The organism is Levilactobacillus angrenensis (genome assembly GCF_003946085.1).
GTDB lineage: Bacteria > Bacillota > Bacilli > Lactobacillales > Lactobacillaceae > Levilactobacillus > Levilactobacillus angrenensis.
In genome coordinates this window covers 34,395-58,163 of record NZ_RHOB01000006.1, presented here as the reverse complement: position 1 = coordinate 58,163, position 23,769 = coordinate 34,395, and the positions used below count along the sequence as shown (strand labels likewise).

24 protein-coding genes and 1 tRNA gene are annotated in these 23,769 nt (G+C 47.9%); 19 read left to right on the top strand and 6 right to left on the bottom strand.

Translation table 11 applies throughout. The features are described from left to right. Positions 1-83 precede the first annotated feature (83 nt). Positions 84-731, bottom strand: a complete 648-nt coding sequence (locus EKM83_RS04795) for an NAD(P)H-hydrate epimerase (protein ID WP_125575493.1) — start codon at positions 729-731, stop codon at positions 84-86. Positions 732-758: 27 nt separating this feature from the next. Further along, positions 759-1,208 (bottom strand): MarR family winged helix-turn-helix transcriptional regulator, encoded by a 450-nt coding sequence (locus EKM83_RS04790; protein ID WP_125575492.1) that lies wholly within the window; start codon positions 1,206-1,208, stop codon positions 759-761. A gap of 140 nt (positions 1,209-1,348) precedes the next feature. Between EKM83_RS04790 and EKM83_RS04785 the strand changes: the two genes are divergently transcribed. Both EKM83_RS04785 and EKM83_RS04780 read left to right on the top strand, forming a co-directional pair. Next, a complete protein-coding gene (locus EKM83_RS04785; RefSeq protein WP_125575491.1) occupies positions 1,349-1,675 on the top strand; it encodes a peptidase dimerization domain-containing protein in 327 nt (108 codons plus the stop codon). A gap of 51 nt (positions 1,676-1,726) precedes the next feature. Continuing rightward, a tRNA-Arg gene (locus tag EKM83_RS04780) sits at positions 1,727-1,798 on the top strand. Between the two features lie 89 nt (positions 1,799-1,887). Here the strand turns inward: EKM83_RS04780 and EKM83_RS04775 are convergent. Together EKM83_RS04775 and EKM83_RS04770 are read right to left on the bottom strand one after the other, a co-directional pair. Further along, positions 1,888-3,036, bottom strand: coding sequence for a tyrosine-type recombinase/integrase (locus tag EKM83_RS04775; protein ID WP_164505594.1), 1,149 nt, complete (start codon positions 3,034-3,036; stop codon positions 1,888-1,890). A gap of 64 nt (positions 3,037-3,100) precedes the next feature. Next, entirely contained in the window at positions 3,101-3,595 is a 495-nt protein-coding gene (locus tag EKM83_RS04770; protein WP_015474399.1) for a helix-turn-helix domain-containing protein, read from the bottom strand. Positions 3,596-3,726: 131 nt separating this feature from the next. On the opposite strand from EKM83_RS04770, the gene EKM83_RS04765 reads away from it, so the two are divergent. The 11 genes from EKM83_RS04765 (at position 3,727) to EKM83_RS04720 (ending at position 13,362) form a co-directional block, all read left to right on the top strand. Further along, the gene (locus EKM83_RS04765; RefSeq protein WP_015474398.1) at positions 3,727-3,921 is read left to right on the top strand and encodes a helix-turn-helix domain-containing protein; all 195 of its coding nucleotides are present in this window, start codon (positions 3,727-3,729) and stop codon (positions 3,919-3,921) included. Between the two features lie 17 nt (positions 3,922-3,938). Then, the gene (locus tag EKM83_RS04760) at positions 3,939-4,622 is read left to right on the top strand and encodes a Rha family transcriptional regulator (protein ID WP_125575489.1); all 684 of its coding nucleotides are present in this window, start codon (positions 3,939-3,941) and stop codon (positions 4,620-4,622) included. A gap of 16 nt (positions 4,623-4,638) precedes the next feature. Continuing rightward, complete coding sequence (locus tag EKM83_RS04755) at positions 4,639-4,908, top strand: helix-turn-helix domain-containing protein (protein ID WP_024526214.1); 270 nt, start codon at positions 4,639-4,641, stop codon at positions 4,906-4,908. A 219-nt stretch (positions 4,909-5,127) separates the two neighbouring features. Continuing rightward, a complete protein-coding gene (locus EKM83_RS04750) occupies positions 5,128-5,391 on the top strand; it encodes a hypothetical protein (protein WP_125575488.1) in 264 nt (87 codons plus the stop codon). A 1,143-nt stretch (positions 5,392-6,534) separates the two neighbouring features. Beyond that, entirely contained in the window at positions 6,535-6,987 is a 453-nt protein-coding gene (locus EKM83_RS04745; protein ID WP_125575487.1) for an ArpU family phage packaging/lysis transcriptional regulator, read from the top strand. Positions 6,988-7,059: 72 nt separating this feature from the next. After that, on the top strand, positions 7,060-7,671 hold the full coding sequence (locus EKM83_RS04740; RefSeq protein ID WP_125575486.1) for a hypothetical protein: 612 nt from the start codon (positions 7,060-7,062) through the stop codon (positions 7,669-7,671). An 8-nt stretch (positions 7,672-7,679) separates the two neighbouring features. Beyond that, positions 7,680-7,997, top strand: coding sequence for a DUF3102 domain-containing protein (locus tag EKM83_RS04735; protein WP_125575575.1), 318 nt, complete (start codon positions 7,680-7,682; stop codon positions 7,995-7,997). A 470-nt stretch (positions 7,998-8,467) separates the two neighbouring features. After that, complete coding sequence (locus EKM83_RS13275; protein ID WP_164505593.1) at positions 8,468-8,638, top strand: hypothetical protein; 171 nt, start codon at positions 8,468-8,470, stop codon at positions 8,636-8,638. 1,369 nt (positions 8,639-10,007) lie between these two features. Further along, on the top strand, positions 10,008-10,694 hold the full coding sequence (locus tag EKM83_RS04730) for a class I SAM-dependent methyltransferase (RefSeq protein WP_125575485.1): 687 nt from the start codon (positions 10,008-10,010) through the stop codon (positions 10,692-10,694). A 636-nt stretch (positions 10,695-11,330) separates the two neighbouring features. After that, entirely contained in the window at positions 11,331-12,299 is a 969-nt protein-coding gene (locus EKM83_RS04725) for a helix-turn-helix transcriptional regulator (RefSeq protein ID WP_125575484.1), read from the top strand. A 127-nt stretch (positions 12,300-12,426) separates the two neighbouring features. After that, positions 12,427-13,362, top strand: a complete 936-nt coding sequence (locus tag EKM83_RS04720; RefSeq protein ID WP_125575483.1) for a restriction endonuclease — start codon at positions 12,427-12,429, stop codon at positions 13,360-13,362. A 70-nt stretch (positions 13,363-13,432) separates the two neighbouring features. On the opposite strand, the gene EKM83_RS04715 is transcribed toward EKM83_RS04720, so the two are convergent. Continuing rightward, positions 13,433-14,518: a family 20 glycosylhydrolase gene (locus EKM83_RS04715; RefSeq protein ID WP_125575482.1), complete on the bottom strand. Its 1,086-nt coding sequence runs from the start codon at positions 14,516-14,518 to the stop codon at positions 13,433-13,435. A gap of 491 nt (positions 14,519-15,009) precedes the next feature. Here EKM83_RS04715 and EKM83_RS04710 point away from each other — a divergent pair, with 491 nt between their 5' ends. The 6 genes from EKM83_RS04710 to EKM83_RS04685 all read left to right on the top strand — a co-directional run bounded on the left by EKM83_RS04710 (position 15,010) and on the right by EKM83_RS04685 (position 21,303). After that, on the top strand, positions 15,010-15,330 hold the full coding sequence (locus EKM83_RS04710; protein WP_125575481.1) for a nucleotide pyrophosphohydrolase: 321 nt from the start codon (positions 15,010-15,012) through the stop codon (positions 15,328-15,330). 10 nt (positions 15,331-15,340) lie between these two features. Next, on the top strand, positions 15,341-17,089 hold the full coding sequence (locus EKM83_RS04705; protein ID WP_125575480.1) for a DUF2075 domain-containing protein: 1,749 nt from the start codon (positions 15,341-15,343) through the stop codon (positions 17,087-17,089). Between the two features lie 148 nt (positions 17,090-17,237). Then, complete coding sequence (locus EKM83_RS04700; protein ID WP_125575479.1) at positions 17,238-18,554, top strand: replication-associated recombination protein A; 1,317 nt, start codon at positions 17,238-17,240, stop codon at positions 18,552-18,554. Positions 18,555-18,570: 16 nt separating this feature from the next. Continuing rightward, the gene (arsC, locus tag EKM83_RS04695; RefSeq protein WP_125575478.1) at positions 18,571-18,996 is read left to right on the top strand and encodes an arsenate reductase (thioredoxin); all 426 of its coding nucleotides are present in this window, start codon (positions 18,571-18,573) and stop codon (positions 18,994-18,996) included. Next, a complete protein-coding gene (locus EKM83_RS04690) occupies positions 18,993-19,832 on the top strand; it encodes an aldo/keto reductase (RefSeq protein ID WP_125575477.1) in 840 nt (279 codons plus the stop codon). Before arsC ends, EKM83_RS04690 begins: the two co-directional genes overlap by 4 nt. Positions 19,833-20,109: 277 nt before the next feature. Continuing rightward, a complete protein-coding gene (locus EKM83_RS04685) occupies positions 20,110-21,303 on the top strand; it encodes an ROK family protein (RefSeq protein ID WP_125575476.1) in 1,194 nt (397 codons plus the stop codon). Between the two features lie 42 nt (positions 21,304-21,345). Here the strand turns inward: EKM83_RS04685 and EKM83_RS04680 are convergent, their stop codons facing one another. Continuing rightward, positions 21,346-23,661: a MucBP domain-containing protein gene (locus EKM83_RS04680; RefSeq protein ID WP_125575475.1), complete on the bottom strand. Its 2,316-nt coding sequence runs from the start codon at positions 23,659-23,661 to the stop codon at positions 21,346-21,348. Positions 23,662-23,769 lie beyond the last annotated feature (108 nt).

Genomic DNA, 23,769 nt, shown 5'->3' with positions numbered 1-23,769 from the left:
CACTCAGCTCTCGCACATCCCATTTTACTCGTATTCAAGGGCTTTCTGAATAAATATCGGTGGTTGGTTAGGCGAGCGTCCAATCAGCGGGCGTGTTCCAGCCGGTCTTGGGCATAAATGCCGATGTCAGCGACGTGGATGGTACCGGCGTGGTGCTTGCCAATCGTGGTCAGGAGGCCAATCTTGTTGTAGGCCATGGTCGTGGTGGTGTCGGCCACCACGGCGACGCCCAGGACATCCCCGGTATCGGCATTGATACCCGAAGGCACGTCGATTGAAACGGTCTTGGCGTCCGCCGCGTTAATCGCGTTGATGGCGTCCGCAAATTTGCCAGTGACTTCGCGCGACAGACCGACGCCGAAGATGGCATCGACGATCACGGTCGCGTTGACCACGTGGTTGAGGTCTTCGGTGATGGGAATGTTGTAGTAGTTGGCAATCTTAAGCTGTTGCGTCGTTTGTGGGGTGGCCTTGGCCGGATCGCCCAGCAGGTAAATTTCCACGTTGATGCCGCGAATCTTCAGTAGGCGTGCGACCGCGATCCCATCGCCGCCGTTGTTGCCGGTGGCCGCGACCACGACGACACGACTCAGGTCGAAATCATCATTTAAAATATTGTTGAAGGCAGCCAGGGCGGCCCGTTCCATGAGGACCAGCGCGGGGATGCCAATCACGTTGATCGTGCGCGCATCGTAACGTTGGGCCTCGGCAATGGTAATGGCTTTACTCATACAAATCCCTCCTCACAGGAAATGCGGCTAGTGACTCTCGGTCTGATCACGGAGGACCCGTGATGACAGTAGCTGTAGTTGCGCGGTGATGCTGGCGTAGTCGAAGTCGGCATCGGTGGGCGTGGCCTGTTGCCACCAGTCGTGCAGTACGGTAATGGCCTGTTTGACCAGTGTTTTGCCGTCGGTAGTCAGGGTCAAGCGGCGGTTGCGACGGTCGTCGGGATCCGTTTCCTTTTGGAGTAGGGCCAAATCGACCAGGTGGTGCACCATGCGCGCCATCAGGCCTTCATCGACCGCCATCGTCCAAGCGGCCCGGCGTTGGTTGAGCTGACTGGTCTCTGAGACCAGCACCAGTAAATAAAATTCTGTAATGTTGATGGGCATTTTGTCGGCTTCCAGGATTTGGTTCATCGCCCGCTGAAATTGCCGGTGGAGGATGGCCAAGTTCGTGGTAAAGTCCAATATCGAGTCTTCCATGAGTCGCCCCACCTCCTAAAGTCATAGTCGTTTACATACCCTTAGTTTACACCAGATTTGTGAGAAGGATAACGCTTTGCCTCTATTCTTTGCCGGAACGTGCTAGAATAGCAATAAAACTAATTATGGGAGGCACAACGATGTTTATTCAAGTACCAACGGATATGGATGAGGTGCAACTGCGCCAGCTACAGTTGAAGCAACACGGTGAGAACGTGACGGAGGACGCCATCATTCGCCAGGCCGTATTGGATATTTTCCAAAATGTCTTGGACCAAATCGAAGACGGCCATTACGATACGGCGGCTTGGGATGGCGAACAGCTGACCGTCACCGATATCAATGGCGAGCAAACCGCCACGGTAGCGCCGCAGGGAGCCACGTTTATCGCTGACTTCCGGGAAAATGCGGACGCCACGGAAGACTATTTGGAACAGCAGGCCATCAAGGCGTCGGGGGCGCGGTAAGTAAAATTATTTGGCCATCAAACTAATATTGCGCTAAAATAAAGGCGTTAGGCGCCCTTAGTGTAATGGATAGCACATGAGATTTCGGTCCTCATGATCCGAGTTCGACTCTCGGGGGGCGCATTTAATCGGGTATGAACCGTTAGAAACGTTGGAATGACGCTAGTTGTGGCTAGCGTTATTTTTGTTGGTGACACTTTTGGTGACAATTGCTAGGATTCCATATACTTAACGAACTTGTTAATGGTGTCTTTCTTAGCGTGTTTGGAGACGTGGGTATAGACGTTCAGAGTTGTTTGCGCGTCTGCATGGCCTAGCCGTTGTTGTACCTGCTTGATGGATGCACCGGCTTCAAAAAGCATACTAGCGTGCGTGTGTCGGAAGCCGTGCGTGGTGATGCGCTTCAATCCGTACTTGTTGATAATCTGATCGAGCCAGATAGTCGTACGGGAAGGCGTCAGCAGATTGTTTTTATTGTTGGTGAAAACGAATTGGTCGGGGTCGTTGCCAATGTTGAATCCTAGCATGAGCATGGCCTTCTTTTGGGTGAACCGCCAACGATTAATCACGTTCAGCGTCTCCGGGTCAATATCAATAGTCCGAATAGAGGCACGCGTCTTAGGTGTTTCCAGCATGAGACCATCAACGCCATTGGACAGCGTGCGTGTAATTGAGATGGTGCCAGTGGTGAAGTCTATGTCAGAGTATTTCAGAGCCAGACACTCGCCCTTACGCATCCCTGTATAAGCCAGAATCCTAAATAGGGTTTTGGCCTTTTCATTACGTTCTTTGTTCAGGCATTGGAAAAAGAGATTGAGTTCGTCCTTGTCGTAGAAGTTACCGTCAATATCCCCGGTTGGCTTGTCTTTCCGTTCTGGAATGGTGATGAGCTTAGTTGGATCACGCTGTATCAGTTCCATACGCATTGCGTACTGAAACACCTTGCTGGCGTAGTTCATGACCTTCTTAGGGTCTTGAATGGACTTAGACCAGTCGTTAATGACGTGTTGACATTGAAGCGGTGTGACCTTCTTAATATCCTTCTTGCCGAACGCGGGGAGAATGTGGTTATGGTAGAAGCCCAACGCCTTGCGCAGAGTGCTACTCTTAACCGTCTTTTGATACTGAACCATAAACAGGTCGTAGACTTCCTGAAAGGACTGTTTACGACCTGATTTAATGCCATGATCGTATACCGATGATTCCTCACGACCTGCTGCTATTTGGGCTTCCTTTTTGGACTGGAAACCGCGCTTGTGTGAACGTACCCGCTTACCAGAAGCTGGGTCAAAGCCTAGAGACAACGTGTATTCCCATGCCTTGGTTCCGTTCGTCTTGGTGTATTGCTTAAAGTTTGCCATTGTTAATCCCTCCATAACGTACCACGGCAGGGCGATGTTATGTAAGAAATGTGGAGATGGCTATTTAATTGAAACTGTTGTGTCCATGAGTTGGATCATTTCCCGTTTGATCGGTGTAGTTGGCACGACTTAAGAGCTTTAAGAAGTATAGGTTCACAGCATCTTTAATGTAAGGTGGAACTTTGAATGCAAACTCGTCGACTTTTTCCCAAACGTCATTAAATACATCAAAACCGAATTGTGCTGGCTCAGGTATTTCATTGTAAGTTTTTTGGATTTCCTTTTGAAAATCATCAGGAATGTTAAGTGCGATAGTTCCATCATCATTAAGCGTTAGGTAGGGTGCGACCTCTCTTATTTGACCATCACGGCCAGCAGAACCATCTAAGTAGAATAATGGAACATCGAACGTCTTGGCGAGTGTTTCAAGTGCTTCTATTTTGGGAGATCGATCGCCACGTTCATAAGCGCTCAATGAAGAAACAGAAATTCCTGTTCTAGTAGAAAGTTCTTTTAAGGTCAAATTATGCTTTAATCGTAGCTCCTTAATTCGATTCAAAAAATCACCTCCATAACGATTTAATTAGTATTATAGCATAGTTATTCTACAAATGTAGTTGACAAAATATTTCTACTTTTGTAGAATAATTTTAGTTCCACAAATGTAGCTACGAAAGGAGGCTGAACTGAATGGCACAAATTTCTAAGGATATGCTAACGGCCGTGCGCAGAAAGCGTGGTGAATTGAACTTAAATGTCCTATCCCTTTCAAAGGAAACGGGAGTCAGCCGTTGGACGTTGGATAAGATTTTAACCGGTGAGCGTACCAATGTTCGAGTTGGTACAGCTAATAAGTTAAATGATTGGCTTTATAAGCAAGTTTAGGAGGTGTCCGGGTCCGTATGAATGAACTAGTGTTTCTTACCGATGGTAGTGTGAACGCAGAGCCATATACCACCGGCGATATTATCGCGAAGTACGCAGGGCTAACCCATCATGCGGTTAACTCGCTGATTTACCGGTATCACCGGATAATAAGCCGAAAGGGTAAATGGAGCTACGTTGCATTTGAAATGCAACGAACGAAAGCGGGACGGTTGAAAAAAGTGTACCAGCTTAATGAAAAGCAATCATCATTCCTGATTACTTTGTTTCATAACACCCCGCAGGTAGTTAGATTTAAGGATGCCTTAAACGAAGAATTTTACGCCATGAAGGAAGAATTAATAGCCCGACGTGTGGCTTTCAAGTTCGGTAAGCAGTCATCGAAGAGCTTGAGGGATGCCGTTAGAGACAGCGACCAATTTAGGGACAAGGCATATATGTACGTTAACAGCCTTATGTATATGCAAGCGTTGGGGCTTAATGCAAGGCAAATACGCGAGCTACGGAGCATCCCCAAGGGTAAGAACATTACGGAATACTTAACGGCGGATGAAGCTGCTGCTTTAAGTAAGGTTAAGTCACAAACAAGCGTATTGATTGAGTTAGGCATGGATTACAAGCAGATTAAGGCCACGTTAGCTAACCAAGGTATTATTTATCAGATTAAGCTAGAAAAGCCACAACAAGCCATTACAGGCTAATCAGGAGGCGTACAGAATGGAAATTCCATTTGAACTGTCAGATAAGTCAATGAACCAGATCGGATCCGTCATGCAGAAGATGGCTATCGTGGCTTTCAAGGAAGCTGGGGAGCGTCAGAAGTATGGCCCTTACATGACTAAGCAAGAAGCGGCTAAGTATCTCCACATAGCACCACAGACGCTTACAGAGTTCATTAATCAGGGATTACAGGTAACCACGGTTGGCAATATCAGCCGTATCAGTAAGGTGTCAGCCGACAAATTTATGATGGAACATCAAATCTAAAACCACGGCAGGGTGATGGATTTAGTCGGCAGATATTGTATAACGATTTGTTATTGAATTGAGCGGAGTTTTCCGCTGTATTGGAGTTAGAAACAATGAATGAAGGCACAAAAAAATCCAGCTATTACTTTGGCGAGTTAGCGTGGACGAATGCAGAATATGCAGACCTGATAAGGCCTTTTGTGGCTTCATTTTATCACGAAATGGAGACCTAAGACAATGGATTTTGATTTAAACGATGTAAAAGCAACGGTGATTGAAGCGGAGAGTATGGAGTTTGCAGTGGTTGAAATGCTGGATGTTCTCTCTAATGTGGTGGGTGACTACCGACAAGGAAAAATCGACATGAAGGGCGTTGGCTATGAAGCTGAACGGATATTCGACAGCGTTAATTGGCTTAGCATCATGACCAGAAATAACCTACAGCAAGTTGACGACCAAATAGGGCAGCTACTCGATGCAGACGCTCACCGTGGCAGATAGGGGGTGAATTATGGCAACTAATAGGGGTTATGTAAAGATATATCGAAAGATTCGAGATTCGGCAGTCTGGCATGACCCACTAAAGTTGAGACTCTGGGAAATAATGCTGATGAAAGCCAATCATAGTAAGGACTATAGCTTTCAAAGTGGGATGCGTAAACAGATACAGCGTGGAGAACTCATGACCGGCCGTTTTTCGTTAGCACGGGAATATAACGAAGGGTTAAGTAAAAGATATCAACGTAGTCCAGATACAATATGGCGGTGGGTCAATGAATTTAAGAAGTCGGGGATGATTCGGGTTCATTCCTATTCCGAATATAGTGTGGTGACCATAACGAATTGGAATAGGTATCAGGTTGACGAAGACGAATGAAATCAAATTTACTTTCAATCTTGTTTCAATTCACTTTCTATTTTGCACACCCATTTTATCAGTGGCTTTCCTTGGCAGAGTAAGTACTAGCCACAACGACTACTTTTAAAATGCGGTCAGAATACACAACTCTTGCAATTCACATGCACACAAACAAGAATGTTAAGAATTAAAGAATTTAAGAAAAACCCTTTGTAGGGCAAATGACCCCTATTTTGGATTGTGAAATTAGCAATGAAGTAAATAATTAAAATTAGACTGAAATATTTGGACAATCGTAATAATAATGATTAGCTTGATTAGATCAATACAATCATGAAACAGAATGCCTATACAGGATTCACTTATATATTTAAAAGGACATGATTACCAGCTTAAAGGAAGCTACCCCTCTGAACCACTGGATCTAAGAAAAGAGAAAGGGTTCTGCGCGAAAGAGAAAGTGGGTCAATCAAGTTGACTGAGTTTGATGGCTCAAAATTGAGCAGTCAAATTAGGCTGAACTGTCAAACTGCAAGTTTAGGACTATAACTGAAAAGGGTACACGAATACCCATTCATCTTCAATTGGGCTGAATATTCAGCTCAACTCTGGTAGCCGTATTTTCGGCAGTCCCCCCTAAGTCCTTCAAATGAACTTAGCGCAAAATTGCGCACATCTTTTCGATGTCGAAACCAAAATAAAAAGGCCGCGCTAACAGCCCTCACCAATCACTCCGAATAGTTATATTGTACCACTGACAACTAGACTGATGGGAGCTGCTAACGGTGACAGATATTGATTTCAAGAATGTAGGTATGAGTGACGTCTTTCCAGAGGTAGACGAGAAGAAGACCCGGCAGAAGGTGGCTAGTTTCCTGTCTCGGACGTTACCGCGTATGGTTCGGATAACTTCAAAGTCGTTAACTGAACTACGCTCACAGCGCTTAGACGGGATGCCTAAGGGGTCTAGTAGTGACAATGACAGTGATCGGCGAATAGTCCAGCATCTATACGCAGAGCAGGTTGTTAAGCAAGTTAAACAGGCTATTAGCCAATGCGATCAAGAAAGCCAAGATATATTGAACATGCTATATTTCAAAAACTACTCTGATACGCAATGCTATATGGCCCTAGGTCGGTCCGGGTCTAGCTACTCCCACTTATACAAGCCACAGGCGTTGTTAGAGTTCGCTGACTGTTACTTTCTGGACGACTTACACATTTACCAAGCAGAATAGAAGACTGGCCCTAGCGGAGACGCTGGGGTTTTGTTATTCTACGGATAGTTATACTTAAAGGAGAAAAGAAAAATGTGGAAAATAGTCGTGGATGTTTTCAGTCAGATGAGCCCTCTTCTGTGGTTTACCACTATCATTGGAGGAATTTGGACTATAGTCAAGCAACGTGATGCGGAACATTCCAGAAAGGAAACTGAGAAAGAACTGGAATCTATGAGGCATCAATTAAGTGATAAGTCACATATCAGCCAAAAACGATTTGATTTAGAACTGGAAATTTATAAAGATTTGTCAAAAAGTTTGATTGCAGCATATGATGCCTCAAGTCTATTGCAACCGATTATGGATAGCTTACCCGAAAAGCCCGACGACCAGTTAGCGGTTATGAAACAACGAGATGAAGATTTTGTTCAGGCTTTTAATGACTTTTCTCGGGTTAGACGTGAAAATGCACCGTTTTATTCTGGGAGCGTAAACAATAAATTAGAAAGCATAACGAAAAGTATGAATGGTCTACATAACCTTTTCACATATAAGTGGTTCATGCCTTCTATGAGAAAATATGCTACTAATGTGGCTGGATTGGAGAAAAACCTTGATTTACATGAGACCTTAAAAAGCGAAGTAGATAATGTCACTGTTGAAATACGAAATAGGTTGGATACGATAAGCAATCAAGTTTAACAGAATTTATCGTCATTTTTAATAGGACCGGCGGCCAGGCAATCTTTGAGATTGGTCGGCGGTTAAAGTGGGTTAAAGAGAACGATTTGGCGCATGGGGAATATTTGAAATGGCTCGAGTCAATCAACATGGATCGTGGACAAGCACAGAAATTTATTAAAGTTTCTGATTCACTTTCAAATGATTCGACGTCGAATCATTTGGGGCTCGAGGTATTATACATGATTTCCACTATGCCTGAGTCTGAACGCGATAAGCTGCAGAAACTTGATTCAGGTGAGGTTAAGAAACCCGATGAGATGACTGCTATACCAGTGAGACAATGAGTGGCCTTGACGTTAGTTGTCGGGGCCTTTTCTATTGGCCTAAGCAAATCATCCCCGATACGGTCAAACAGACAGAGACGGGGCCATACACCCTTATAAACCCCAGTCGTTGCCCCCTTGCAAACCCTAACTGGATTGTTGAGAGATGTTGGGATCATTTGGTGGTAAATATTGGCCTTATGATATGAGTTGTACCCTTAGAAGTATTAAGGTGAATCCAGGTAAAAAGGTGCCGCCTGCATGGGATTCTAGTAAGGATAAGAGACCAGCAATTACTAGCCTAAGCATGCTGTATAATGCTGACAATTGCTGACAAGTGAGGGCTTGAAGAAGTCATTCAGAGTACACGAAAAGGGTGCAACCTTCTAATTTAGGGGTGCACCCAAAGTTGCACCTATTCGGGGGATGCAATGGACGTGAATTGTTGTTTAATTGAGTCATAAAATGACTGGTTAGAAAGGTGGGGTAGCATGGACGAATCATTTACAGTTGGTGAGATGATAGCGTTCCTTTCACAGTTCGATAATGACGCTGTAGTCAAGGTTAGGAGCGATTCAACTAATGATATGGGAACCAACGAGACCATTACAGAGGATAGCTTTGAGGTGCCTGATGATGGCTTAATTGTGATCCGTTTCTAGCGAACAAGGGTAACTTCAACTACGGTTGTTCGTGATCGTAAATACTAGTCAGAATGCTTGCAAATGCTGACATTTATTCGGGATTGAATAGTGGTGTGTAGTTCCAACTACGAGACACGAGCGTAACTACAGTTACGGACATGGGATAATAAGGGAAATAGTGGGGACTACCACCAATAGAGTAGCGATTCACGACAGTATTGTACGGGATAGATCGTGTTTCTGACTTATCTTCGGTAAGTGGCTAGTCATTACTCCCACAGGGGAAGCCTAGCGTAAAAGTGGGGGGGCATTTATTTAAAGATATGAATATGGGGGTGGTGGTTTGCCACCCCCCTTTTGTTTGTCATAAGTGATAACGTGCATCCCCATAGGGACCGGATAGGGCCTCTTTTGGAAGGAGGCTCAAAAAATGAGTATCCTTTCCACACTCGTGCAGAATAATTGATGGCGTACTTATGCGTACTCCCTCTGTGGACGGATGGAATACGCTGCTAAGACCTCATTCCCCAATTTTGGGGAGCCAGATTGAATTAAAAACTGATGGCAACTTTACGCCAATTTCGGTGAAAAGTTCTAGGGTGTGTGGTTAACGGGTAATTGGTGGCTAGAAGTGAACTCGAAATACGGGACTGGTTGCTAGGTGAAGACGGTTCACGCAGTCATGATTCGAGGGTGAGTAACTGGCCCACTTATTGCGGTGTGGTTGAAACAGGTACAAGGTCGAAAATTTCTACTCTGTTAGGACGGCGGGGCAGATGAAGCATGTTCACTTGGCTAAGTGGTTCATCCTCACTTAGAGCATTCAAAATCGCTCAGGCGAGTAAGTAATATCACGGTCGAGCCAGGTCCGAAATTCGGACTTGGCTAAATGCACCCAATACATTTAGAAAATCCGTGGTCATTTAGAACGGCCACGAAGCAATTCAGCGGAAAATGGCGCTCTATGTTGGTGAATAGGTGATTTCAAGTAACCTGTTTCGCTATCGTTTTAAACGAGAGCGGTACTTATTCGGTCAGTCGGATTGATTGAGTTCGGTGCTATTCACAGTACATGGTTCGTCATGGCTTGGAACCATAACGGACTGCCAAAAACGTACGGGGTCAATCTGATTGACCGACTTAAAGTACTTAAACAAGCAATTTAATATAACCCTGTTTTATCGCGGCCTAGAAACATGATAGCGGTGGTGTCTTATCCTTCCGGAGGATAACGAATCTTATACGTGATGTTTAGTATTCATTAAGAGAACGCCAAGCAAGTCCTATAGGCTTAACAGATTATTAGTTGTAATCTGATGTGTGTTCAGTCATAATTAGGTCATTGTCAGCTACATATTAGCTACTAAGTATTTGGATGAGGTGTTTTATGAAAAAAGGGATTGACGCGCCGTTAGTGCCAATAATGTTCCTATTGGTTGGGGTTGTAGGACTAGTTACGGCAATTGTTTCAAAAGACTGGACTAATTATATCTTTCCAATTGTTTTGTTATTGTTTAGTGGATTGTATTTAAATACTTCGCTTTCGGGAAAATATAAAATTATTAGACGTCTAGTGAGAAAAATGAACCTATCTAGTAATTCACAAGTATTAGATTTGGGTACTGGACATGGCGCATTCTTGTTAGAAATTTCTCGGCAATTAAAGGCTCCTGGCAAGGTTGTTGGTTTGGATATTTGGAATCAAGGCGATCAATCGGGAAATGCCATTGAAGAAACACAACATAACATTGACCGAATGGGGGTCAGTAATGTCAGCAAATTAGTGACAGGTAATATGACAAAACTTCCCTTTGAAGACAATCACTTTGATAGTGTTGTGGCCAGTCTTTCAATCCATAATGTGAAACCAAAATCCAGTCGAGAAAAGGCAATTGATGAGGCTTACAGAGTGTTAAAACCAGAGGGCCAACTGGTGATTTTAGATATCGAACATATTGGAGAATACCGAAATAGATTAAAACAGTTAGGTGTGAATTCAGTGCAGGTAGAACATGCGGGGATAAACGGCATGTATGCAGCACTAAGCACGAAGATATTAATAGCGAAAAAATAGTTTAACCATCAAGGGATGCCTATTATTAGGCGTCCTTTTTATGATGGACAAGATAAAATAAAAACTGCTAGCCGGAAAGCTAACAGTTCCATCGCCCTTGCCGTGTTTGGTGGTGACACCGTGGTGACAATTTGGTGACACATAACTATAATGAAGTTGATTAGTGGTGTACGAATCCCTTATACATTAAGGATTAAAGCCACTATTATTAGTCTATGAATTTGAATAAAGAGCCCTCGGGGGGCGCATTAATTTCGTCTTTAATTTTTAGAAGATTTCGTGTAAACTGTTCTTGGGACATATTGTCATTCTCACTTTCAATTGGTTTTAGTCGACTATGTTATTGTGGGGCAGTGTGTCCCTTTTATTGTGCAAAAAATGGTGTCGACAGGCTTTTCTATCGACACCAAATATTATAAGAACCCAATTTTTGCATGAATTTTATAATTGAATAAGCTTGATGCGACGCTATGTTGGCGTCGCTTTTTTAGTATGGTCATCAGTAAAATTTCGCAACAAATTTTTCCGAGCGACAAGTAGTGACACCCCCACACGGTATACTGAATTTATTCAAGCGAGATGGTCGTGGTGACTGATAGCCGACAGCCATTTCGTCAGTGATTTAGGAGGGTGACGATGAAGAGTCAAGAACGCGTGATTAACATTTTACTTAAACTAATCAGTGGTGAAAAGATTGCGATTGATGAGGCCACTAAGGACCACTATCAGGTTACGGAACGGACACTCCAGCGCGATATTAAGGTGATTCGCGATGCGGTCGATCGAGATGAAGCTGATTTTCAAATTCAGCGGGACACCACGAGCGGCAGTTATCATTTGGCCAAGGGCAGCACGCTAGCGACCGAAGAAGTCTTGGCACTGCTCAAGATGGTGATTGGCACGCGCTCATTGACGACGACGGAGTTGCTGCGGGTCAAAGACCATTTGGTAGCGCTGGTTACGGTCGAAGATCAGCCGGTAGTGGAGCAATTGATTGACCAGACATTGAAGGACTACACACCGTTATTTTCCAATGGTGACCGCGAAATCTTACCCCGGTTGCGGAGCTTTTCCAAATGGATCGCTCACCAGACGCCGATTGCGTTTAGCTATCGCAGTAGCGTTCCCAACCAGCAGGGCGAAACGATTGCCCAGTCTGGTGCGGGCGTGCCGTTGAGCGTGTACTTTGCTGATTTCTATTTTTACGTCGTGATGTATTTGCCGGAACGAGACAAGAGTTTGAACTACCGGTTGGACCATTTTGAAGAGGCGCACGTCGCTCAGGACAGCAACATGACAGTCCCAAGTACCGAACGATTGGCAGCCGGATCATTGACACATTTGTTGGCGGGCGCATCGGATACGCCGTATGAATTCCGGTATTGGGGCTACCCGCAAACGGCGCTGGATCAGCTGCCCAATGCGCGCATCACCAGTTGGGAAGACGATGGTAGCGTGATTATCAAGGGTGACCATTTGGCCTCGCGAGGCACGCTATTGTGGGTCATGAGCCAGGGCGCGCAGATTCAAGTCAAGGCACCGCAGAAGTTGGCCCAGACCGTGAAACGGGAGCTGGCGAAGGCGTTACAGTATTATCAAGGATGAGTTAGAGCCTCATGGCACTTGCCAGGAGGCTTTTAAGTTGGCTACGACAAAGTAGTCGTGTTTTGGTGACAATTCTTTTATAATGAGGCCATAAACCTGACAACAACGTAGAAAGGTCGCATCAGTCATGGATTATCACCAATTGAAAATCGGCAAGCATGGGTTACCCACCTGGGATGCGTTAGGACCGAGTGTGTTGGCATTAGTTGCTACTAAATCGGAATGGCATGGTAGAAAGTTAAACGTGGCAGTAGCGGATAGTTTACAACTGCCGGCAGAGCTACGACAGCTAACCTATCCAAATCAACAAAATATCATCGAGGATCGTGTGGGCTGGGCCGTTAGCGAAATGACGACTGCTGGGTTACTGCGGCGAACACGGCGGGGGTACTATGCCATTTCAAAGTTGGGTCAACAGATTGCCAAGTCCGGAGTGGCGGTGACGCGTGAGTTACTGCATCAGCAGCCACTATATATCCAGCATGAACGCGACCTAGCGGAACGGCGTCAGCGTAAGCAAGATGCAGTTGTGCCAGAAACGGATGATGAAGCGGCGACAGTCGATCGATTGACCCAACAGGTGAATGCTTACAATGATGAGGTGGCAACTAGCTTACTTCAGCGGATTCGTGAAGCAGAACCAGCCTTTTTTGAAAACTTGGTAGTCAAACTACTAGGTGCGATGGGGTATAAGGGGCCAAATGGATCAGCCTGGGTTACGCAGTTGAGTAATGATGGTGGAATTGATGGTGTGATCAATCAGGATGCTTTGGGAACCAGTACAGTTTACGTACAGGCTAAGCGGTATGAAGAAGCGAATACGGTGCAACGACCAGCTATTGATTCATTTTATGGTGCGTTGTCGCGCTATCACGCTGACCGAGGAGTATTTATTACTACGTCTAGCTTTTCTACTAAAGCGGTTGAGACGGCGAAAAACTTTTCTATCGTGTTAGTTGATGGTATTCAGCTGACGGAATTGATGCTGCAATATCATGTCGGTGTTCAAGTAAAACAACAATTAGAAATTTTTGAAATTGATCAAGACTTCTTTGAAGACTAAAAATGGCACCGGCCAACAGCCAGGTGTCATCACAAAACATTTAGGGACTGGACGTTACTGCCGGTCCTTTTTACTTGGGAACTTCTAACTTATGAATAAAATCGACAATCGCGCTGGTCTTGACGCCTTGCGCGTCGTGGCCCCAGAGACTGACCAGTGTGCCCGTCGTGGTGACTTTGGGCTCGTAAGTGCGGTCTTGGTTTTGGCCGGCGGCGTTGATTTCATTGAAGAAATAGGGCCGGTATGAGTCGCGCAGGTAGTCGATGAAGTACTGATCATTGGCCACATTGCCGATGAACTGGAGCTGATAGTAGGTCGCATAGCTGTTGGCATTGACGATGGTCCGCTTGGCGGTCAGGAGGTCGCTCACGGACACCCGCTTGGTGCGACGGTTGGTGAGCGCCTTGGTCGTAGCGCGGTTGCCAGATTGTGACCAGTAATTGACCACGATGTTGCGGTTGAGCTTTTTGAGCTGACTCTTCAGTAGGGAGTCGTTCCAAACGATGGTCGTGTAGCCCCGTTTATTCTGAAATTGATTAAGTTGGTTGATGAAGGTCGTTAGTTTCTGGTACATCTTGTCTGTCCCGGGTACTTCGTCGGCGCCTAATAATAGTGCACGTTGCGGTTGGGCTTTAAAGCTAGTGTCGAGTTCCTGATAGAGCTTTTTGACCAGCGTCACGGTGGCCGGATTGGTGTAATCTAGTGACTGACTGTCGAGCTTGACGCGGCGATAAATCTTTGGGTGCGACTTCTTCAGCTGCCGCAACAACGCCCCAGTGTGGGCGGGTACGTCTAGCGCCGGAACTAACTGAACGTCACGCGCACTGGCGAATTTCACCAAACGTTTGAGGGCCGCGGGTGACAGGACCGTTTTAGAAGCCTTGTTTTTGAGATATTTGGATTGAAAACTCAGGTGCTCATTGTCGCTCAAATGTAAAACGACGTACTGAAACTTCTGATCCGCCGCGGCCTGAATGACCTGCTGGAGGTCTTTTTCAGGGAGGGGATGCCGGCCAAGGTCAATCAACAGGCCTTGACGATTGGCAAAGCTACTGGGATTGGCGGCAGCTTGCGCGTGCGTCGGCTGACCACAGAGCAACAGGACGCTGAGTAGCGCTAGTAATGTGAGAAACCCGAACCGTAATTTCTGGTGCATAGTGAACCCCCTCCAAAAGCGAATTTGATTGATGAGATTAGCATAGCTTTTTTGGGTACGTCAGGTCAACGAGATAGCTTGTGTACGGTCAGATTTCGAGGGGATGGCTTGGAAAATTGACTTGGGGTGAGTGAGTGGCTTGTCAGGAATGTGGTTGAGCGAAATAATTGGGAAGAAGCAAGGAATTTTTGATTTGGGATTGGGATTTAAGAATCGTAATTGAAAAATTGCGTTGAAGACATAGCCAATTTTTTGATTTATAACTAAAGACACATCACCACATGTCTTTAGTTTCGACGCTTAAAAGTATAGGTCTTCATGGCTTATTTACTTACCCTAAATTACCTTACCAGGTGTTGCACTTCAATTTTAAATCCGGGAAGTTTTCTGGTGCCAGGCTAAGTTATGTGCCATACAAAAGCTATTCTCAAACCGATCCCCTCAATGGTATAATTTGACCAACTAACCAAACTGACAGGGGGCTGCGCAACATGGCTGATTTAGACTATTCACAGGTGATTCAGGAATTACGAGACTTCCGGCATCAACGGGGCTGGGAAAAGTACCATACGTTGCCGGCATTGGCTCGAGCACTATCGGTGGAAGTCGCGGAAGTCAATGAATTATTTCTCTGGCAAGACAGCCAGCAGACCTTCAGTGACCAGCAAATCGCTGACCTGAAGCTGGAGCTAGGGGACGTCTTGACCTATGCGTATTACATGTGTGACCAACTCGGCGTCACACCCAACGAGCTGGTTCAACAGAAACACGAGATCAACGTGCACCGTCATTGGAAATTTGACCAAGACTAGGGGTGACAGTATGGCAAAGGTTGAAAAGCCCGAAATTCAACAAGTTGAATTTGATGATAAGGTATCGCTTGAGATTAAAAAGGAGGTCTCGGGCAACCGGGGCGAACTGTTACTGGAATATCCCACGGTCTACATCGTTTACGACAAGGAAAAAGCACACGACTACCAAGTCTACGTGGGCGAAACCAACGATATTGCACATCGAACCTGGCAACATCTGGAAATCGACCCAGCGACGCGCAAAGATTGGAAATACCTGGCGGAAAGCCCGAATTCACAGCTAGTGGTGATTGGCCATCCGCATTTCAATAAGTCCTTGACGATGGATATTGAAAACAGCATGATGCTCTACATGTCAGGTGTACCCAGTGTCAAACGCCTGAACAACCGACGAGAAAACCAGCAAAATAAGTACTACACGGCCAACGAGAAGAACGCCATCTTCTCAGTCATTTGGCGAGAACTGCATAAAATTGACGCAGATTTATTTCCCATCGAAGCCATCGTGCGGGATTCGGCGTTGTTCAAGGCCTCACCGTTTCACAGCCTGACGCAGGAACAAGACCACGCGCGTGAGACAATATTGCGGAAAATCCAGGCGGCCTTTAAAGCGACACAGGGTCACCAGCTGATTTTGGTGGAAGGTGAGGCTGGGTCTGGCAAGACAGTCTTACTGAGTTCGCTGTTTTATCAGCTATGGCAGCTGGGGCAGGACCAAAACTATACGGCCTATCATACCGCGCAAAATTACCTGCTGGTCAATCACGATGAGCAGGTCAAGGTTTATCAAAATATCGCGGAGAAGCTGGGCATCCCGGTTTCACACGTCAGCAAGCCGACGACGTTTATCATGAATCCCGACAACAAGCAGGTCGATGTGGTCTTAGTCGACGAGGCCCATCTTTTGTGGACCCAAGGCAAGCAGTCCTATCGCGGGACAAACCAGTGGGATGACATTTTGTCGCGAGCCAAAGTGGTGGTGGCCGTTTTTGATAAGCGCCAGATTCTTAGTCGAGAAGGATATATTTCGGCCGAACAGGTGGAACGACTGGAACAACGGGCGAAACATCAGGGCGGTCTCATCACTCTCAACCACCAGTTGCGGATGAATGCCAATCAGGCGACGCAGGATTGGTTAACACATCTGGTGCAAGACGGTCTCGTGGGCCCCGTGCCCCCGGACGAAAATTACGATTTAAAAGTGTTCACAGATCCGGTGGCCATGTATGAGGCTATCAGAGCCAAGGCCCAAGACCAAAGTCACGGTCTATCGCGCATGCTGGCAACGTTTGACTGGCCATACTCATCTACGAACAAGCAGACCGATTACGTCACGGTCGGAAAGCTAAAATTGCCGTGGAACAAACAATTGAAAACGCCCAAGGGGCAACCACGGTGGACCAAGCATTTGGCCTGGGCGGAACAAGAACAGACGTTGGGCGAAGTCGGGTCAACGTTTACGATTCAAGGCTTTGACCTGAACTATAGTGGCGTCATCATCGGGCCTTCCGTTAAATACCGGGACGGTCACGTGGTGTTTGATTCAAGCGCTAGCCAAAATAGCAAGGTGACTAAGAAGCGGACGGTGACGGACGCCAACGGCCAGAAACAAAAAATTTCCGTGGCCGCGGAACTCTTACCGCATGAGTTGAATGTGCTACTCACGCGGGGAGTCAATGGCTTGTACATTTATGCCGTTGATGACGCCTTACAGGCCGCGCTACTGCAGGCTCAGGCACAACGGGGTCAACTATCGTAGAAATTCCTGCCAAATTTGACGGTGCAGGCCATTTAGGGGTGACAAATCGTGCGTCAATTTCGTTAGTAATAGTAGGAAGCACGAGTTTTAATGACTTTTGTATTCCCCCAAAACAAGGTATCATGGACCTAAAAGGGAAGTGTTTCACGTGGAACAAGAGTCGCTCTTTGCGAATAACCAGAACACCCCGTTAGCGAGTCGGGTGCGGCCACGGACGCTGGACCAGTTCGTGGGGCAGACCCATTTGCTGGGGACCGGGAAGATTCTGCGGGAACTGATCGAAAATGACCAAGTCTCGTCGATGATTTTCTGGGGACCGCCGGGTGTGGGCAAGACCACGCTGGCCGAGATTATTGCCCGGCAAACGCAGGCCAAGTTTCTCAGCTTCAGTGCCGTCGACAGCAGTATCAGTAAGATCAAGAAGATCATGCATCAGGCCGAAAGCGACCGGGAGATTGGCGAGCAGACCATCGTCTTCGTTGACGAAATCCATCGCTTCAACAAGGCCCAACAGGACGCCTTTCTCCCGTACGTGGAGCGGGGAAGCATCATTTTGATTGGTGCCACCACGGAAAATCCGTCGTTTGAGGTCAACTCCGCACTCTTATCACGCTGCAAGGTCTTCGTGCTCAAAGCCTTAGAGACCAGCGACATTGAACAGCTCTTGACCAATGCGCTCAACAATCCGGATGGGTTCGACGTCACGGTAAGTATTGGCGCCGACGAACTGCGGGCGATTGCGGAATTTGCCAACGGGGATGCCCGTAACGCTTTGAATACGTTGGAGATGGCCGTGCTGAACGGACAGAAGTCTGGCCAGCAGGTCACCGTGACCATGGACGACCTGAAACAGCTGATCACGCAAAAGTTCGTGCTCTACGACAAGACCGGTGAGGAGCACTACAACATCATTTCAGCGTTGCACAAATCCATGCGCAACTCCGATGTGGACGCCGCCATTTACTGGTTGTCGCGCATGCTTGAGGGGGGCGAGGACCCGCTGTACATCGCGCGGCGCCTGGTCCGTTTTGCCAGTGAAGACATTGGACTAGCCGACACCAACGCGTTGAACATTGCCGTTAACGTGTTTCAGGCTTGCCAATTTTTGGGGATGCCTGAGTGTGACGTTCATTTGACGGAGGCCGTGGCCTATTTGTCGTTAGCGCCTAAGTCCAACGCCATTTACAAGGCGCGGTTAGCCGCTAAGAAGGACGTCAAGGAGACCCGCGACGAGCCGGTCCCGCTGCAGATTCGCAATGCGCCCACCAATCTGATGAAGAACCTGAATTACGGCAAGGGGTACCAGTACGCGCACGATACGAAGGACAAGCTGACGAACATGCAGACGATGCCGGACGACTTGCAAGGCCACGTGTATTACGAACCGACCGAACAGGGACGCGAAGGCCGGTTCAAGGAACGGCTGGCGTATATCAAACGCTGGCGTCAGGAACATCAAAACTGATAAGGGAGTGAGTCCCATGCGTCAACAATTGTATTTTTTATGTACCGGTAATTCCTGTCGTAGCCAAATGGCAGAGGGGTTTGCCCGGGCTTTAGCGCCGGCTGATTGGGTGATTGCTAGTGCAGGTGTGGAGACGCATGGGCTGAACCCCCGCGCGGTCCAAGTCATGGCTGAGGTGGGCATCGACATTTCGCAGCACACCTCAAATCTCATTGACCCGGTCTATCTGAACAGTAGCGACGTGGTGGTCACACTGTGTGGGGATGCGCGGGACAAATGCCCCATGACACCACCGACCGTTGACCGGCGCCACTGGCCGCTGCCTGACCCGGCCCAAGCGACCGGAAGTGAAGCGGAAGTGTTGGCCACTTTCCGGCAGGTCCGAGATGATATCCAGACGCGGGTGGCCCAGCTGATTCACGAATTGGAGGCGGGCCAATGACCGTCACGTTAAATAACGGCGTCACCATGCCGCAACTTGGCCTGGGCGTCTTTCAGGTCTGGGACCTCGCCGAAACGCAGGCCACCGTGGAAACGGCGCTCCAGCTGGGGTACCGACTGATTGACACCGCGGCCGCCTACCACAACGAAACGGCGGTCGGGGCCGCCATTCAGGCCAGTGGGGTGCCACGCGCCGAACTTTTCGTCACCTCTAAACTGTGGGTCCAAGACATGACGTATGCCGGGGCTCAGCGCGGCTTTCAGGATTCACTCGACAAGTTAGGGCTGGACTACCTGGATTTGTATCTCATTCACCAGCCCATCGGCGACGTCTACGGGGCCTGGCGCGCGTTGGAAGACCTCTACGCGGCTGGGAAAATTCGGGCGATTGGCGTGTCCAATTTCACGCCAGCCTTACTGGCGGCCTTCACCCATTTCAATCAGGTGCAACCGGCCGTCAATCAGATTCCCATCAACGTCTTTCACCAACAGACGGCCGCAGTCAGTTACCTGCAGGCGCACCAGATCCAACCGGAAGCCTGGGGACCCTTTGCTGAGGGCCAAAACGGTTTATTCACCAATCCGGTCTTGCAAAAGATTGGCCGTAAGTATGGCAAAACGCCCGCCCAGATTGCCTTGCGCTGGCTCTTGCAGCGCGGCATCGTGGTGATTCCCAAGTCCACCCACGCCGACCGGCTCAAAGAAAACTTGGCCGTCCGCGACTTTGAGCTGCTGCCGTCAGACATGGTCGCCATCACGGCGCTGGAGTTGCATCAGACTTCGGTCCAAACGGCCGCGGATGTGGATCGCATTTTACAGATTAAAGTTCATGAGTAAAGTCATCACGCCAGGGTTGGGGCAAAACTGCCTCAACCCCTTTTGTGCACCAACTTGGTGGAGACCTGCTCACGCGCCTTTTTCACAGAAATTCGCCAGAAACAGTTGAATTTTACGTTTCAGTAGGTGATACTGGAGTTGGTTGGTTCACTAAACCAGAGTGTGATGAATGTTACCGCTTGCAATTGAAGCTAATATTGAGCATTAGCATCTGCTGGTTAGTTGGTTTACGCAAACGCCCAACCGTACTGATTACATTTCCTGAGGAGGGGACCACATGGTTCGTCGCAGTATGAATCGTAACGAGTTGCACGATCAAAATCTAAGTCTGGTTCTGCAACAAATTTTTAATAACCACCCCACCTCGCGGATAGAGATTTCTCACCAGTTAAACTTGAACAAGTCCACGATCTCATCACTGTACAACACCCTGATGGCCGCCGGTTACTTGACAGAGTTGGGGTTGGGTGAGGCGTCGACCGCGGGTGGCCGGAAGCCAACACTGGTGGAAATCAACCGGGACTACGGCTTCACGTTAACGTTTGACCTGGGGTATCGCCACCTGCATGCGCTGGCTACATTTTTGGACGGCCACGTCTGGAAGTATGACCGCATCGAAACCAAGGGGCAGTCGATCCATGACATGGTGGCCCAGATCAAGCGCTACATCGACCAGTTGCGTCGCGAAGACCAGACCAGCCACGGCCTGTTGGGAATTTGCTTTTCCATTCACGGCATCGTGCTCGACAATCAAGTCCAAACATCGCCGTTCATCGACATGGCTGACGTGGACTTGGAACAAGTCTTCACCACCGCTTACCAGGTGCCGGTGGTCTTGGAAAACGAAGCCAATCTGGCGGCCGTATACGAACGCGACTTCAACGGCGCGCGGGACCTGAACAGTACCGTGACCGTCAGTATTCACCGCGGAATTGGGGCCGGTATCATCTTGCGTCGCGACTTATTCCGCGGGGAACACGGCGATGCCGGTGAAATTGGCCAAACTGTGGTCAGTATCGCCATGGATGGTGCGGGCAATTCTCACCCGGTCCACGCCGAAGACATCAGTTCCGAAGACGCGATTATCCAACAAATTGAAGAGAAAAAAGGTTTGGCCACGTTGGACCGGGCCGGCTTGGTCCAACTGTATCAAGACCGCGACGTGGATACCGTGGTGGTGCTTCGCCAATTTACCACGGCCATCGGCGGGTTGATCTACAACCTGATGCGCTCACTGGACCCGGACGCTTTCTTCCTGAACTCACCATTAGTAGAAGAAATTCCGGACCTGTTGACGCAAATTCGCGAGGTCTACCACAGTCTGGCGCAAAATGACCTGCCCATCGACGTGACGCAAAACGCCCGACTGGCTACGGTTTTAGGTGGCTGTTCGGTGATTACCCACCGCGTCTTGAACCTGACGCATTATGAATTGAATTTTGAACGGCCCAGTGCCGAAGAAGCTGAATAAAAAAATCTGACTCGCCATGAAGGCTGAGTCAGATTTTTTTGGTTAGCGTTGCTTACGTTTTAGCCCGAAGCCAATGAGCGTGCCCAACAACAGGGCCAGCCCGATTAATGGTGAGCGGGTTTGGTCATTGGTTTGTGGCAGGGTCGTCTTAGCAGTGGGTTTGGTAGTGATGGTGTTGGCTGCCGATGAAGCCGTGGCAGTCGCAGTGTTGGTGGTCGTTACTTTGGCCGGCTGATTGCCAGTAGCTGTCAGGTCGGCGATGGTCGCGGCTTGACCGGCATGGCTGACAAGGTTAGCAACGTCATCAGCTTGTGGAGTGACCTGAGCGGCTTGTTGCCCAGTCATGATGTCAGTGCCAGTGCCAGCGGTGGCGTCATCATCAGAGTTATCAGTAATCGGCGCCGGCGTCGTTGGCTGGTCCGGGTTATCCAGCTGGTTGTAAACGTAGGTGACAGCGACGTCGGTCGAGCCTAAGGTCCCGCTAGCGTTGGCAGGCGTGGCGGTGAGTGCGAAGCCAGGAATATCGACGGCATCCGTGGTGTAGTGGTCACCGGCCTGACCTGTTTGAACTTGGTCGGCGTGTAGCGACTGGCCGTTTTGATCCACGTAGTGCGTCGTCACGGTAACGGTCGTGGTTGGCGTCACGACTGGTGGTGTGACCGGCTTGGTGGCGTCCTTGGTGAAGTACAAGGAAACCGTCTGTGGATCGGTGGTGTAAGGGCCGGTCAGGTTACCGTCTGCATGGTCAAAGGTGTAGCCCTTAAGACTGGTGGTTTCCGCTGTCAGGTCGTAGGTGTCACTGGTTAGCTTGCCTGAAATGACTTGATCGTCTTGAATGGCTTTGCCATCTGCGTCGAGGTACTTGACAGTGAGGTCGCCAGCGGTTTGAAGGTTGTCGTAGGGAATGAAGACGGTGAAAGAGGTATGTTGCTTGGTAGTACTGCCAGTTAGCGTGTAGTAGAGCTGTAAATTAGCTCGCAGATAGTATTTGTAGGGAGTCTGAATGGGAGTGGAACCGGGATAATCGTAGATGTTCCTCCATTCATTGCTATTGATGTAATAAGGGGTCTCCTGTGGAGCAATGTTTGTAAACTGAACAGTTCCGGAATCATCTAAAACCTGATAGCCTTGCAAATCGGTTCCTGATCGATAAAATAAAGTCTTTATGGTTGAAGTATTGCCGTTAATCTCTTTTGTTAAATCTCTAGTGAATATAGCGTAACGTTCCGGTACATCAAAAGGTCGTTTAAGTTGACCATCAAGATTTTGAGGTAGTTTGACGAGTTGAGATAAAGTCAGTGTTGGATTTTTAGGATCAATAAACTGAACAGTGTTGGATGTAGCAATCTGGGAACCAATTGACATTGTTGTGAGCATTGAGGCGTCCAGCATGGAGAAATCTGAAATTTGGTTGTCTGACACATCTAATACTTTTAGATGCTTTAGGTTCTGTAACGGAGAAATATCTGTGATTCGGTTATGTGCTAAAAGCAAGGTTTGCAGATTGGTTAAGCCGGATAGAGCATCTAGGGAGGTGACATCTCCCCATTCTGAACGTTTTTTTTCTGATAGGCTTAAGGTGTCATAACTTGGATCAAACGATAAGTCCAAATAAGTCAGATTAGTCGCTAACTCTAATCCCTTAAGGTCAAAGGAACTAGTACCATCAACAAAAACATTGGGACTGTGCAGCACGTGGGTAGCTTCAAGTCTGGTCAGACTTGTCACGTCATCTTTAGTTAAGTCGTTAACACTCTTCTTTAATTGGTTAGCGACCAGTTGTTGCAACGTCTTGTTTGGCATCCAAGTATCAATCGACGCATCGCTAGCGGTAATAGGCGCAGCTTCTGGAACAGCAGTGGGTGTTGCAGTGGGAGCCGGCGCAGGTGCTGGTGCTGGTGCAGCCAACTTAGCTAACCTACTAGGGTGCTTGGTTGGTGTCGGAGTCACTGGTGTCTCTGGTTCTTCGGTATGTACATCTGCGTTGTCTAAATTTTGTTCTTGCTGATTGGTAGGATCTTTTGTCGGCGCTTGGTCGTCAGGATTTTCAAGATTGGAGCCTGCCGGCGTTGAGGCAGGTTGTTGGCCGTCAGGGGTCGTGACCTCAGGCTTCGAGTCGTCAGGTAATGCAGAATCAGCTTGCGGCTCTTTAGTTGCTGAATCGTCATCTTTTGCCGGCTGCTTTTCCGCGACAACTTGTCCAGTCGGGTCGTCGGAAGCGGTAGGGGCAGTGTCTGCCAAAGCGGTGACACCGCCGAAACCAACTAACAGTCCAACCGAGACAATCCCAGCGAAAACCCAGGATTTACCACTCTTGTACATCTTATAATGCAGCGATTCGTTGTGCCCCTTAAACATGATGGTTCCCCCTCAAATGGTTGATTAACGATTACCCAGTTTCCTAGTGCTGGGTGATAAGTAAATACCCAGTAGAAATAAACATTGTTATTAAAGCCTATTATAGGC